General features: G+C 69.5%; 13 protein-coding genes. 4 read left to right on the top strand and 9 right to left on the bottom strand.

From position 1 onward, the window contains the following. The first annotated feature begins 8 nt into the window (after window positions 1-8). Both ET475_RS12355 and ET475_RS12350 read left to right on the top strand, forming a co-directional pair. Window positions 9-1,067 (top strand): M4 family metallopeptidase, encoded by a 1,059-nt coding sequence (locus ET475_RS12355; RefSeq protein WP_129390626.1) that lies wholly within the window; start codon window positions 9-11, stop codon window positions 1,065-1,067. Further along, on the top strand, window positions 1,054-1,383 hold the full coding sequence (locus tag ET475_RS12350; protein ID WP_129390623.1) for a protealysin inhibitor emfourin: 330 nt from the start codon (window positions 1,054-1,056) through the stop codon (window positions 1,381-1,383). The genes ET475_RS12355 and ET475_RS12350 overlap by 14 nt, the downstream gene beginning before the upstream one ends. An 845-nt stretch (window positions 1,384-2,228) precedes the next feature. Here ET475_RS12350 and ET475_RS12345 read toward each other — a convergent pair. The 3 genes from ET475_RS12345 to ET475_RS12335 form a co-directional block, all read right to left on the bottom strand. Then, entirely contained in the window at window positions 2,229-2,921 is a 693-nt protein-coding gene (locus tag ET475_RS12345) for a uracil-DNA glycosylase (RefSeq protein WP_129390620.1), read from the bottom strand. A gap of 19 nt (window positions 2,922-2,940) precedes the next feature. Continuing rightward, window positions 2,941-3,240: a hypothetical protein gene (locus ET475_RS12340; RefSeq protein ID WP_129390617.1), complete on the bottom strand. Its 300-nt coding sequence runs from the start codon at window positions 3,238-3,240 to the stop codon at window positions 2,941-2,943. Window positions 3,241-3,417: 177 nt separating this feature from the next. Next, window positions 3,418-4,191 (bottom strand): SDR family oxidoreductase, encoded by a 774-nt coding sequence (locus ET475_RS12335; RefSeq protein WP_129390614.1) that lies wholly within the window; start codon window positions 4,189-4,191, stop codon window positions 3,418-3,420. A gap of 132 nt (window positions 4,192-4,323) precedes the next feature. On the opposite strand from ET475_RS12335, the gene ET475_RS12330 reads away from it, so the two are divergent. After that, on the top strand, window positions 4,324-5,646 hold the full coding sequence (locus ET475_RS12330; protein WP_129390611.1) for a bifunctional o-acetylhomoserine/o-acetylserine sulfhydrylase: 1,323 nt from the start codon (window positions 4,324-4,326) through the stop codon (window positions 5,644-5,646). 198 nt (window positions 5,647-5,844) lie between these two features. Here ET475_RS12330 and ET475_RS12325 read toward each other — a convergent pair whose 3' ends face one another. Continuing rightward, the gene (locus ET475_RS12325) at window positions 5,845-6,786 is read right to left on the bottom strand and encodes a hypothetical protein (protein ID WP_129390607.1); all 942 of its coding nucleotides are present in this window, start codon (window positions 6,784-6,786) and stop codon (window positions 5,845-5,847) included. A 118-nt stretch (window positions 6,787-6,904) separates the two neighbouring features. Here ET475_RS12325 and metX point away from each other — a divergent pair, with 118 nt between their 5' ends. Further along, window positions 6,905-8,113 carry a homoserine O-acetyltransferase MetX gene (metX, locus tag ET475_RS12320; protein WP_129390604.1) on the top strand — a complete coding sequence of 403 codons (1,209 nt, stop codon included), beginning with the start codon at window positions 6,905-6,907 and terminating at the stop codon, window positions 8,111-8,113. Between the two features lie 123 nt (window positions 8,114-8,236). Here metX and ET475_RS12315 read toward each other — a convergent pair whose 3' ends face one another. The 5 genes from ET475_RS12315 to ET475_RS12295 all read right to left on the bottom strand — a co-directional run bounded on the left by ET475_RS12315 (window position 8,237) and on the right by ET475_RS12295 (window position 12,955). Then, window positions 8,237-8,899, bottom strand: coding sequence for an NUDIX domain-containing protein (locus tag ET475_RS12315; RefSeq protein ID WP_129390600.1), 663 nt, complete (start codon window positions 8,897-8,899; stop codon window positions 8,237-8,239). Next, a complete protein-coding gene (locus ET475_RS12310) occupies window positions 8,896-9,207 on the bottom strand; it encodes a thiamine-binding protein (protein ID WP_129390597.1) in 312 nt (103 codons plus the stop codon). The genes ET475_RS12315 and ET475_RS12310 overlap by 4 nt, the downstream gene beginning before the upstream one ends. A gap of 41 nt (window positions 9,208-9,248) precedes the next feature. Next, window positions 9,249-10,325, bottom strand: a complete 1,077-nt coding sequence (locus ET475_RS12305) for a DUF3592 domain-containing protein (RefSeq protein ID WP_129390594.1) — start codon at window positions 10,323-10,325, stop codon at window positions 9,249-9,251. A 64-nt stretch (window positions 10,326-10,389) separates the two neighbouring features. Then, window positions 10,390-11,634, bottom strand: coding sequence for a glycosyltransferase 87 family protein (locus ET475_RS12300; protein ID WP_242497625.1), 1,245 nt, complete (start codon window positions 11,632-11,634; stop codon window positions 10,390-10,392). A gap of 469 nt (window positions 11,635-12,103) precedes the next feature. Beyond that, the gene (locus ET475_RS12295) at window positions 12,104-12,955 is read right to left on the bottom strand and encodes an ADP-dependent NAD(P)H-hydrate dehydratase (RefSeq protein ID WP_129390591.1); all 852 of its coding nucleotides are present in this window, start codon (window positions 12,953-12,955) and stop codon (window positions 12,104-12,106) included. Window positions 12,956-12,968: the final 13 nt, after the last annotated feature.

Here is a 12,968-nt window from a genome sequence, read left to right as displayed (position 1 = left end):
CTCGGGTCATGAACCTCGGGATCGTCCCTCCTTTCCTGCTCGACCGCGTCGCCGCCACCGACAAGCCGCACCTGGCCCACGCCGCCCAGGCCGCGCATCGCACTCTTCTCGCGCCGCGCACGTATCGACCGCAGCGGGTGCGCCTGCAGCTGAGCGTCGAGGGCGATGCCCTGGTGGCCGAGACCTCGCCCTCCCCCGACCGCACGATCGCCGACACGCACAACACCGAGACGCTGCCGGGCGACATCGTGCGCACCGAAGAACAGCCGCCCGTCGACGACGCGACCGTCAACCAGGCTTTCGACGGCCTGGGAGTCACGTTCGACTTCTACTGGGACGCCTATCACCGCGACTCGATCGACGGGCACGGACTGCCGTTGGATGCCACGGTGCACTATGGGCAGGACTACGACAACGCCTTCTGGAACGGCGAGCGCATGGTGTTCGGCGATGGCGACGGCGACGTGTTCACCGGATTCACCGGGTCGATCACCGTCATCGCCCACGAGCTCACCCACGGCGTCACCGAGGCCAGTGGAGGCCTGGACTATCAGGGACAGTCCGGCGCGCTCAACGAGTCGATCTCCGATGTCTTCGGCGTGCTCACCGAGCAGTACCACCTCGGACAGACCGCCGATGAGGCATCGTGGCTGGTCGGCGAGGGGATCTTCTCCGATCAGGTGCAGGGCACAGCGCTGCGCTCGCTGAAGGCTCCCGGCACTGCGTACGACGACGATGTGCTCGGCAAAGATCCGCAACCGGCGACGATGGCCGGTTATGTGCAGACGAGCGAAGACAACGGCGGCGTGCACATCAACTCCGGCATCCCGAACCACGCGTTCTACCTGGCGGCGACCGCTATCGGCGGCAAGGCGTGGGAGGGCGCGGGCCTGGTCTGGTACAAGACCGTGACCGCGGGAACGCTGCCCACCAGTGCCGACTTCGCGACGTTCGCGAAGGCCACCCTCGCCACCGCCGAAGCGGAGTACGGTGAGGATGCGAAGGAGGTCGCCGCCATCCGCGCCGCATGGACGCAGGTCGGCGTGCTTTCGGATGGAGCAGACTGAACAGCCGATCGTTTCGGTCACCGTGGTGCGCACCGGCGGGTTCGCCGGGATTCGTCGGCAGTGGAGTGCGCAGCCGCCCGAGCCCGAGCGCCCGCGCTGGGTCATGCTGATCCGCCAGTGCCCGTGGGACGACGCGGATGCCGCAGACCCGGCCGGTGCCGACCGTTTCACCTGGCACATCGATGCGCAGCTGGGCGACGACGACCACCGTGTCGAACTGCCCGAGACGAGCCTGCACGGCCCCTGGCGCGACCTTGTCGCCGAGGTGCAGTCGTTCGAGCAGGAGCGCACGGGGCAGGACACGCCCGGGGGCTGAGCGGGGAAGCCGGGGCGGCGGCGTGTGCCGCGGGGCGGCGGCGTGTGCCGCGGGGCGGCGGCGTGTGCCGAGGGGCGGCGGCCCGGCAATGGCCAGCGTGCGACTTTAACCAGCGCGGGCGACGCGTGTCACAGAACAGGCGACTTCCCCGCGCACAACCCGCACCTTCTGTGACACGCCACACCACCGCGTCACACAAAGGGCGACCTCCCACACCAGAGCCCACCACAACTGTGACACGCCACCTCGCGCGGGACGCCGCGCCGCGGGGTGCCGCGCCACCGTGCAGACACCGTCGCCGCAGTGCTGGTGCCGTCGCCGGCCCGGTGCCGCGGTTGCTGCCCCATGCAACCCCAGCCCGCGACGCGTGTCACAGAACAGGCGACTTCCCCGCGCACAACCCGCACCTCCCGTGACACACCACACCACCGCGTCACACAAAGGGCGACCTCCCACACCAGAGCCCACCACAACTGTGACACGCCACCTCGCACGGGACGCCGCGCCGCGGGGTGCCGCGCCACCGTGCAGACACCGCCGCCGCAGTGCTGGTGCCGTCGCCGGCCCGGTGCCGGTGCCGTCGCCGGCCCGGTGCCGCGGCTGCTGCCCCATGCAACCCCAGCCCGCGACGCGCGTCACAGAACAGGCGACTTCCCCGCGCACAACCCGCACCTTCTGTGACACACCACACCACCGCGTCACACAAAGGGCGACCTCCCACACCAGAGCCCACCACAACTGTGACACGCCACCGTGCGCGGGGTGCCGCGCCGCGGCGCGGGTGCCGTCACCGCGCGGGCGCGCCACCGTGCGGAGCGTCGCGCCGCGCCAGGGCGGCGGCGCCGTCAGTCAGGCAGCCGCCAATCAACGGGCTCGGCACCCTGCGCCGCAAGCAGCTCGTTCGTGCGCGAGAACGGGCGCGAGCCGAAGAACCCGCGGCTCGCAGACAGCGGCGACGGATGCGCCGACGCGATGATCGGAATGTCACCCAGCAACGGCCGCAGGTTCGCGGCATCCCTCCCCCACAGAATCGCCACGAGCGGGCCGCCTCGGGCCACCAGCGTCCGGATCGCATGCTCGGTGACTTTCTCCCAGCCCCAGCCGCGGTGGGATGCCGGGGATCCGGGGGCCACGGTGAGCACCCTGTTCAGCAGCATGACGCCCTGATCGCTCCACGCCGACAGGTCGCCGTGCGCGGCGCGTGCAATGCCGAGATCGGCCTCGAGCTCTTGGTAGATGTTCGCCAGACTGCGCGGCAGGGGGCGCACATGCCGGTCGACCGCGAACGAGAGACCGATCGGATGCCCCGGCGTCGGGTAGGGATCCTGACCGACGATGAGCACCTTGACCTCGGACAGCGGACGCGAGAACGCCCGCAGCACCCGGTCACCGGCGGGCAGATAATGTCGGCCTGCCGCCACCTCTGCGCGCAGGCGGTCACCCATCGCCGCGATGTCGCCGGCGACGGGGAGCAGTTCGCGTGCCCAGCCATCATCGATCAACCCGGCTTCGGCCAGTTCGGGGAGTGTCAGCGCCACGCCTCCAGCGTATCCGCCGTCATCCGGCGTGCAGCCGCGCAGTGGCGCCGACCAGCAGGATGCACACGAGCGCGACAACGGCCATCGTGCCCAGCAGCCAGGCGAGGGTGAGAAGGCGCGCCCGCACGGGGCGCACGGTGATGCGCACCGCGACCATGGCGATGTAGAGCAGCACGACCAGCGCGCAGCCGACCAGTGCGATGACCGGCTCCACCGGCACAAGAAAGCCCAGTACCACCAGCACGACGATCCCGAGGATGCCGCCCCAGACGAGCCAGCGGCGTCCGTTCGAGCTGGTGAGAGCGGGCTGAGATGTCACTTTCGTCGGATCTCGCCTCTGACGAGGCATCGCACACCTCCCTGCTCGAGGCCGGTGCCGGGTGGGTGCGCCGACACCAAGCCGGTTCGTACGCGCCACGCTACGCCGCCGGCGGCGTCACGCAACCGGGTTGCGCAGAGCCGATCGCCGTGCTGCGCGGGTCGAGCCCCCGTCGCCTCAGTCGCGGACTTCGAGCGGCCCCCGCGCGAGCAGATGCTGCGCCGACTGCGCGACCGGGCGCATGGTGATCAGGTCGAGGTTCACGTGGCCGGGTGTGTTGACTGCGTACGCAATGACATCGGCGACATCGGCCGCGGTCAGGGGCGCTTCGACCCCCTGGTACACCCTCTCGGCGGCGGCCTGGTCGCCTCCGAGACGGTTGAGGGTGAACTCGTCGGTGCGCACCATTCCGGGGGCGATCTCGACGACCCGGATCGGCTCACCGTTCAGCTCCAGACGCAGGGCGTGCGCCAGCATCGACTCGCCCGCCTTCGCAGCGTTGTAGCCGGCCCCTCCCGGATAGGCGCCTTGCGCGGCCGTCGAGGTCACGAACACCGTGTCGGCATGGCCGGTGGATGCCGCGGCCCGCCGCAGCTGCGGAAGCAGGGCGGCCACGACCCGTTGCGCCGACATGACGTTCGCGTCGAACATCCACTGCCAGTCCTCGGGCTTGCCGTCTTCGACGCGATCGGTACCGCGCGCGCCGCCGGCCACGTGGATGAGGGCGTCCACGGTCCCGGTCTCACCGAGCCATCCGGCGAGTGCGTCGACATCCTGCTGACGAGTCAGATCGGCCGCGAACGCCGCCGCACCGGTCTCTTCCTCCACCTGCGCGAGCCGTTCCGCGCGACGTGCGACCGCGACGACATCCCACCCCGACGCCCGCAGGGCGTCCACGGTGGCACGTCCGATTCCTGAGCTGGCTCCCGTGACAACTGCGCGTCTGGTCATGGATCCACGGTACCGTCCGCCCGCCACAGGAGGTTACGTCACATTTCCCCGGCGTTGTTGACAAGATGCGGCATCCGTACCCTCGAAGAAGCCGCGCGGGGGTCGCGGTGGCATCCAACCCGAGGAGATTCCATGTCCGCACCCGAGAACTGGCGCTTCGAAACGGCGCAGATCCACGCCGGCGCGCAGCCCGACCCGGTCACCGGCGCCCGCGCCACTCCGATCTACCAGACCACCTCGTATGTGTTCCGCGACACCGAGCACGCGGGCAACCTGTTCTCGCTCGCCGAGACCGGCAATATCTACACCCGCATCCAGAACCCCACGCAGGATGTCGTCGAGCAGCGGCTCGCCGCGCTCGAAGGGGGCACCGGCGCCCTCCTGACCGCGTCGGGGATGTCGGCGGCGACCCTGGCGATCCTCAACATCGCCAGTGCCGGCGACCACATCGTCGCCTCGTCGGCCATCTACGGCGGCACGTACAACCTGCTGCGCTACACGCTGGACAAGCTCGGCATCCACACCACGTTCGTCGAAGACCAGGACGACGCCGACGCCTGGCGCTCGGCCGTGCAGCCCAACACGAAGCTGTTCTTCGCCGAGACCATCGGCAACCCGAAGATCAACGTGCTCGACATCGAGGCCGTCGCCGACATCGCCCATGCCAACGGCGTTCCGCTGATCGTCGACAACACGATCGCGACCCCGTATCTGCTGCGTCCGTTCGAGTTCGGCGCCGACATCGTGATTCACGCGGCCACGAAGTTCCTCGGCGGTCATGGCACCGTCATCGCCGGCGCCATCGTCGACGGCGGAAAGTTCGCCTGGTCGCAGAACGCCGACAAGTTCCCGGGCCTCACCGAGCCCGACCCCTCGTACCACGGGGTCAGCTACTCGGGTGTGCTCGGCGACGGCATCGCCTACATCATCAAGGCCCGCGTGCAGCTGCTGCGCGACATCGGCCCGGCGATCTCGCCGAACAGCGCTTGGCAGCTGATCCAGGGCATCGAGACCCTGTCGCTGCGCATCGAACGCCACGTGCAGAACACGCAGGAGATCGCCGAATGGCTTGAGGCGCGCGATGACGTCGCCTCGGTCAGCTACGCCGGCCTGCCCAGCTCGCCGTGGTACGCCAACGCCAACAAGTACGTGCCCAAGGGCGCCGGCGCGGTGCTCTCGTTCGAGCTGAAGGGCGGCGTGGACGCCGGCCGCGCGTTCGTCGACAACCTCAAGCTGTTCAGCCACCTGGCCAACATCGGCGACGTGCGCTCGCTGGTCATCCACCCGGCATCCACCACGCACTCGCAGCTGTCTCCCGAGGAGCAGCTGTCCAGCGGCGTCACCCCCGGACTGGTGCGCTTGTCAGTGGGCCTGGAGAATGTGGAGGACCTCAAGGAGGACCTCTCCCAGGCGCTGGCGGCGGCCCACGAGGTGCGCGAGGCCGCACGCGTCTGAAGACCTCCTCAGGGACCGGATGCCCTGGCCCGACCTGCTCACGCGGATCGGACCAGGGCATCGGCCGTTTCCGGCGCGGGATGCCGCGGGCACCGGGGTGCCGCAGGTAGCGGGAGCGACATCCATGCTCGATTCGACTCGCCCGCTGCGTGGGCTCACCCCACGACCGCGCGAGAGCACCGCGGTGCCTGAGCGGGCTCACGCGTTCCACCATCGCAGCACTCGCAGTGCGCGAAGCGTGACCCATCGACTGGGCGCGCCCTCTCTGGGCTGTTCCAGCTCGAAGAGGATCGGACCCTCATGGGTGTTCTCCAGCAGCCACAGTCCGTCGTCGTGCCGCTTTTTGCGGATCAGCTCGACCGCCTCCGCACAGCGTTCGTCGCGGTCGCCGCGCGCGCGGCGCAGGTAATCGAGCGCGCGCAGCACGTCGTAGTACCACCGCACCGGGTACGAAGCCATCGTGAACCGCGGATCGATGATCTCGCCCGTGCTGCGCCGACGGAACAACCGGCGCTCCAGCAGATACTCTTCCCCCGCGCGGCGGGCCCGGCGCGCGGCATCCGTCCCGCCCGTCGCCTGCTCCCAGTCCCATAGGCCTTCCAGCACGCAGATCGTCGAATGCAGTGAAGCGACCTTCGCGCCGTACTCTGCCCAGCAGTTCCAGCCTCCATCGGCCAGCTGGCCGGCAAGCAACGGCTCGACCGCGCGATCGTCGGACTCACCGAAGTAGGCGCCGACGGTGAGCACCACGCCGTTGATGCACGGCTCGGTCTCGCCCGCGAAGTACGGTCGGTCGATGGTGTCCCACCGCACCCGGTCACGCACCCGGGCCACCGCCTCGCGCACCCGCGGGTCGTCAGGGTCGACTCCGAAGTCCACAAGCTGTTGCATGCTGAAGTGCGTCGCCGTCCAGGCGTCGTACATCGGTCGCGTCTCGTCGGCCCAGCCGGGGCGGTACACGCCGCCGTCCCACAGTCCGTCGGCGGCCTGCTCATCGAGGAGCCGTGCGCCCCACCCTTCGCGCGCGACCCGCGCGCGCTCGGCGGCGACCTCGTCTGCCGGCGCGTCGAGCAGATCTCGCATGGTCTGCCAGCGGATCGCGGGGTCGCCGGCCATCAGATACTCCATCGTGGCGTCCATGCGGGAAGCGTACGGGGTGCCTCCGACATGCCCGTTCCACCGCCGTGAGGTGGGCGAGCGCGCGACCCGTCACCGTAACAGGCCGATCCGGCCCCGGCCGACACGGGAGAATGGAGGAATGGATTGGCAGCAGACCTCGGAAGACACCGTGCCCAGTGCACCGGTGACCGAGGCCGATGCCCGGTCCCTGCTCGGGCGCCCTCCGGCCACGGGCGCCTGGCGCGATGGTGATCGTCCCGGCGCCCGCGAATTCGTCGGCATCGGCGCTTTCCGCACCGAGAACGGCGCCGAGCTGCCATTCGTGCGCCTCGCGTACGAGTCCTGGGGCGAACTCAACGACGCCCGCGACAACGCCGTGCTCGTACTGCATGCGCTCACCGGCGACAGCCACGTGCGCGGACCGGCCGGTCCGGGGCATCCCACCGCCGGATGGTGGGAAGACATCGTCGGGCCCGGATGCCCCATCGACACCGATCGCTGGTTCGTGTTAGCGCCGAACATGTTGGGGGGATGCCAGGGTTCGACCGGCCCCGCCAGCATCGGCCCCACCGGCCGAGAGTGGGGTGCGCGCTTTCCGTACCTGACGATCCGCGATCAGGTCGCCGCCCAGCAGCGACTCACCGACGAGCTCGGCATCGAACGCTGGGCGGGCATCGTCGGCGGCTCGATGGGCGGCATGCACGCGCTGGAGTGGGCGATCTCGTCCCCCGATCGCGTCGCACGGTTGGGCGTGCTCTCTTCTCCCCCGTTCAACACCGCCGATCAGATAGCCCTGAACTCGGTGCAGCTGGAGGCCATCCAGATCGACCCGCACTTCGCCGGCGGCGACTACTACGACTCCGGCGACGGCAACGGGCCGCACCGAGGCCTGGCCCTGGCCCGACGCATGGCCCTGTTGAACTACCGCAGCCCGGCAGAGCTGAACATGCGCTTCAGCCGCTCCTGGCAGTCGGGAGTCTCACCACTCGGTGACGACGGGCGGTTCGCGGTGGAGTCGTACCTCGATTTCCACGGAAACAAGTTCACCCGCCGGTTCGACGCGAACAGCTACATCCGGCTGGTCGAGGCCATGGACTCGCACGACGTGGGCCGTGGCCGCGGCGGCATCGAAGACGCCCTCGCGCGCGTGACGGCCACGACCCTGGTGCTGGGCATCGACACCGACCGGCTCTTCCCCATCGACGGGCAGCATCGCATCGCCCGAGGCATCCCGAACACCCTCGACGGCAACGAAGCCGTCGTGCTGACCAGCGACTTCGGCCACGACGGATTCCTCATCGAGACCGACCTGGTCGGCCATCACCTGCGGCGACTGCTCGAGTCCTGAACGGGGCGGCGCATCTCGAACAGATGCCCGCTCGAGTGCGCCGTGAACGGCGTGCCCGCGCAAAGTCCCACCCGTCGACGGATGCCGCAGCCGCTTCGGCGACGAGGTCGCCGAAGGGGCGCATCACGCAGAGACCTCATACCGCCACGGCAGGGCGTCGGTGTGCAGGCGATGGCGGGGGCCGGATGCCCCGAGTTCCACGGATTCGTCGTGTGCAGCATCCGGCTCCCACAGAAAGATGCGTCCGCGTCGCACCGAGGCGAACTCAGCGGGAGGGTGCCTGCGGGCGGCAACCAGGGCCGCAGCGACATCGTGGTGTGCCGTGAGCCCGTGCAGACTCACCCAGGTCGGCGGGTACAGGCGGATCTCTCCTCGGCCGTGGCGCGTCAGCATGGCTCCCGGGCGCACCCACGACGCGGTGACCACTTCTGCTTCGGACAACACAAGCTCGGTGCTATCGCCCGAGCCGAGATAGAACCAGGTGCGCACGCGTTTCGGAGCCCCGGCCGGCGGTGTCACCGGCGGCGTCCAGCGGCTGTGTGCCACGAGGTCGGCGGGATCGATGTGCAGGCCGACTTCTTCGGCCGTCTCGCGGGCGGCCGCGCGCCGGGCGTCCTCGACCTCGTCGCCGACGATGTCGGCGGGTTCCACACCGCCGCCGGGGAACACCCACGCGCCGGCGAACGAGCCGCGATCGGGGCGCTCGATCATGAGCACCTCGAGCCCGTCGACACCGTCGCGCAGCAGCACAGCGGTGCCCGCCAGGGGCAGCGCGCCGTCGCTCATTCGGTCTCGTCGAGTGCCTTGTCGAGCCGCTCGAGTTTCGCGTCGATCTCGCCGGTGTAACCGGGGCGGATGTCTGCTTTCAGCACGAGCGACACTCGCGAACCGAAAGGCAGAACTGCCTCGGTGGCGCGCTTGACGACATCCATCACGGTGTCCCAGTCGGGCCCCTCGATCTCGGTGAACATCGAGGTGGTGCGGTGCGGCAGGCCCGACTCGCGAACGACACGGATGGCCGCGGCGACGGCGTCATGGACGGATCCGTCCGATCGGCCGGTGCCGCTGGGAGCGACGGAGAACGCAATGAGCATTCTTCGACGCTACCGCGTTTGGGGCGAGATGCGTCCGCGCGTCAAATCGCGGTGAGGATGGCCAGGATGACGGCCACCACCACCGCGACACCGCCGATCCCGACGCCGACCAGGCCCCAGCGCGATTGAGCGTCCAGCGCCGATTTCCACCCTGACGACGAAAGAGCCGCGTCGATCCACCGCGGCACATCCGACGACGAGAACGTCACGTCGACCTGCCGGCCGAACGCTCCGTCGGCGCCGAACCCATAGTCGACCCGTCGCTGGAACGACCACACACGGCCGGCTTGCACCCGTCCTGTCGCGCGCAGTCCACCGACGCCCGCAGCCCACTCGACGTCGTACAGCGTGTCGGTACGCGCGTATCTGCCCGGACTGCGCGGATGCAGCCGGCACACGAACGTCGAGGTCAGATCGTGTGCACGCAGAAGGGTGAACCAGCGTGCATCGGCGACCGCGTGGGTCACCTCGACGGAACCGTCAGCGCGCGGCGCCACCGAGAACGGCTGGTCCTCGGCCGCGTGAGCGAGGTGCGCAACGACCTGTTCCCAGGGCCACGGCACCGGGAGCAGGCGGGGATCGATGGGAGTCGGCGGAGCGACCAGGGCGGCATCGGAAGTCACCTCGGCCGAGAGTCTCTTCTTGCGGTGTGAGCGCACGGCCCACAGCAGCGCTGCGAGCAGCCCACCCGCCCCGAGTACCAGAAGCCCGATTCCGAACAGCAGCTCGAACAGACTGGTGGAGGCGTGCGTCGTGTCTACGGTCACGGCCTTGTGCGGCTGCCCCGGCGGATAAGCGAGCTCGATCGTGTCACCGATCTGCACCGTCCCGGTGGTGACGCCCTGCAGCCGTTCATGGGTGAACGTCTGCCCGTCGGCCTCGAAGTCGAGGTAATAGGTGTGAGTCGTGACCCCGTGGTGCCCCGTGCCGCCGCCTGTTTTCGTCACGATGTCGGTCACCGTCGCCGTCGTGCGCTCGGTGTACCCGGTGTAGTCCACCTGCGACAGAGCTATCAGCACCCCGCCGATGAGCCCCGCTATCAGCGCGAGGAACACCACGGCGGCGATCGCCAGGGCGGACGAACGGGCTCGAGGGCGCGCGGGGGCAGTGGCGGTCACGTGGTCTCCTCGTCAGTCGACCGTTCTATTCTCGGGCATGTCGGGGTTCCCCCCTGACCGTGCCTCAGCCGAGTGCACCTGATTGCGTGCGACCTGACATGATCCGGGCGTGCGCGGGGCGCGGCATCCTTCGTGGAATCCGCGCGACCCGCACAACACCCCACACGAAGAGCACGACCGTGAGAGCGTTGCGCGCGGTCAGCACCGCCGCGGGGAACGCATGCGCCTGCAGAAGGCCGTCGTAGGTCATCGGGTAGACGATCTGCGTGAGCGCCGCGATGACGAGCACCAGGGCGGCCGGGCCCCACCAGCGCCGCCGTTCGATGACCAGTCCGAGGAGCACGGGGACGATGATCCACGTGAAGTACTGGGGAGAGCCGACCTTGTTGAACACGATGAACGCCGTCACCAGAGCGAGCGAGAGTGCGGGGAACAAGCGGGCGAAGGATGCCCCGCGCCAGGCTTTCACGGCGCCCAGGAACGCGACCGCAGCGATGGCGAGGAACAGCAGTGGCGTCATGAGAGCTATCACGACATCGACGTTGGGGCCGGTGACCTGGAAGGTGAGCATGTCTTGGTTGTAGAAGATGAACGATCCCTCGATGTGGGCGACCGCGCGCCACAGGTAGAAGGTGCTCACCGGAGCCTCGAGCTGCAGATCGCGTCCGGTCTGATCGCCGATGAACCCGAACGCGTACGCGGCGCCGCCGGCGGCGGCGACGGCCGCGAGGGTGAGTGCGGAGATGACGACCGCCCCACCGATGACGGCCAAGCGGCGGCGCAGAGCAATGACGGCGGCGGCCATGATGGCCGCGGGCCACACTTTGATCCAGGTCGCCACCGCCAGGAGGATCGACCCTAACCAGGGACGTCCGACCAGCCACAGGCATCCCGCAATCGCGAGCGGAATCGTGATCGCATCGATGCGGTAGAGGGCGATCGGGCCGAGGCACGCAAGGGCGACGAGCCAGAACCAGGCGGCCACGCGGCGACCGCGCGAGGTGGCCCGGCCGACCAGCAGCCAGAACGCGAGGGCGTCGCACACGATGACGAGAATCGCCCAGCCCACGATGTACCCGGCGATCCACGCGACGCCGTGGGCGAGCACCATGGGAATCAGCGCGAGCTGGGGGTACACCCACGCCTCGGTGATGCCGACGATCCCGGCTCCGTTCAGCGCCGCGGTCGACCAGGGTTCGTACACCAGGTAGACGTCGCCCATCGGCTGATTAGGCATGACCCAGCCGAGGATGGCGACACCCACGTGCACGATGACGAACGCCGTCCACAACCACGTTCGTCTCGCCACCCCGACATCCTAAGCGGGGACCCCTGTGTCCCCGCCCCGCGAGTTGTCCCCGCGTTGCGCGAGTTGTCCCGTTGTTGCCCGAGTTGTCCCGTCGTTGCCCGAGTTGTCCCGTTGTTGCCCGAGTTGTCCCGTTGATGCCCGAGTTGCCCAGTTGTTGCCCCGAGTTGTCCCCTCCCGCTCCGAGGACAACTCGTGCAACCCGAGGACAAGTCACGCAACCCAAGGACAACTCGTGCAACCCGAGGACAAGTCACGCAACCCAAGGACAACTCGCGCAACCCAAGGACAACTCGTGCAACCCGAGGACAAGTCACGCAACCCAAGGACAACTCGCGCAACCCAAGGACAAGTCACGCAACGCGGGGACAAGTCACGCAACGCGAGGACAACTCGCGCAACGCGGGGACAACTCGCGCAACCCGGGGACAACTCGGGGAGAGCGGGGCGGCGGGGCGGGGGCGGGGCGGGGTCAGGCGCGCAGTGCCCCGGCCACCACCTCGGGCAGCGCCCCGGCCACGTCCAGCGCGGCGATCGGCCCGGGACGTCCGTGCCCGGCGCGCAGCGCCGCCACCACACCGGCGCGCCCGTGCAGCCACGCCGCTGTCGCGGCCAAGGGCCCGAGGTCCTCGACATCCAGCCCTCCCCCGCGCGCCTCGGCCCGCGCCTGCGCGCCGGCGATCACGGCGCCCAACACTCCGCCGAGCACGTCGCCGGTGCCTGCTGTCGCCAGCCACGGTGTGCCCGATGCGATCCGCGCCGTCCAGCCCGACGGCGTCGTCACTATCGTCTCCGCGCCTTTGAGCAGCACGACTCCCCCCAGTGCCGCCGCGGTCTCGTGTGCGGCCGCGACACGACCGCCACTCGACTCGCCCAGGCCCAGAGCCTTTCGCAGCGCCTCGTGCTCGCGTGCGTGCGGTGTGACCACGATCGGCGCCGCAGCCCCCACCGCCTGATCGAGCGCGCCGGCGTCGACGACGACCGGCAGCGCCCCCACCAACACCTCGTGCAGCGCGCGGGTGACGGCATCCGTTCGCGCCGCGGCATCCATTCCCGATCCGACCACCCAGGCCTGCACCCTGCCCTGCGCGGTCACCGTCTCGGGGCGCCGGGCCATCACGAGCCCGTGCGCGGGCCCCAGGTAGCGCACCATCCCGACACCGGTGCGCCATGCGGCCTCGACGCCGAGCACCGCCGCACCCGGGTAGGCATCCGAGCCGGTTTGAAGCCCCACCACGCCCCGGGAATACTTGTCATCGTCGGCGGTTGGCACGTGCAGAAACTCCGCCGCCTCGGCGGCTGTCCAGGTCACCGGCTCTGCCATGGCCACACCCTAC

It is taken from the genome of Microbacterium protaetiae (genome assembly GCF_004135285.1).
Taxonomy (GTDB): domain Bacteria; phylum Actinomycetota; class Actinomycetes; order Actinomycetales; family Microbacteriaceae; genus Microbacterium; species Microbacterium protaetiae.
Note: the sequence above shows the minus strand (reverse complement) of the source record. Positions and strands in the feature narration are given on the sequence as shown.

Excerpts from the sequence above, each read along its gene's own strand:
- ET475_RS12325 (WP_129390607.1), bottom strand. The coding sequence starts at position 6,786 with ATGGACGCCACGATGGAGTATCTGATGGCCGGCGACCCCGCGATCCGC.
- ET475_RS12335 (WP_129390614.1), bottom strand. The coding sequence starts at position 4,191 with ATGACCAGACGCGCAGTTGTCACGGGAGCCAGCTCAGGAATCGGACGT.
- ET475_RS12355 (WP_129390626.1), top strand. The coding sequence starts at position 9 with ATGAACCTCGGGATCGTCCCTCCTTTCCTGCTCGACCGCGTCGCCGCC.
- ET475_RS12295 (WP_129390591.1), bottom strand. The coding sequence starts at position 12,955 with ATGGCAGAGCCGGTGACCTGGACAGCCGCCGAGGCGGCGGAGTTTCTG.
- ET475_RS12310 (WP_129390597.1), bottom strand. The coding sequence starts at position 9,207 with ATGCTCATTGCGTTCTCCGTCGCTCCCAGCGGCACCGGCCGATCGGAC.
- metX (WP_129390604.1), top strand. The coding sequence starts at position 6,905 with ATGGATTGGCAGCAGACCTCGGAAGACACCGTGCCCAGTGCACCGGTG.
- ET475_RS12315 (WP_129390600.1), bottom strand. The coding sequence starts at position 8,899 with ATGAGCGACGGCGCGCTGCCCCTGGCGGGCACCGCTGTGCTGCTGCGC.
- ET475_RS12350 (WP_129390623.1), top strand. The coding sequence starts at position 1,054 with ATGGAGCAGACTGAACAGCCGATCGTTTCGGTCACCGTGGTGCGCACC.
- ET475_RS12330 (WP_129390611.1), top strand. The coding sequence starts at position 4,324 with ATGTCCGCACCCGAGAACTGGCGCTTCGAAACGGCGCAGATCCACGCC.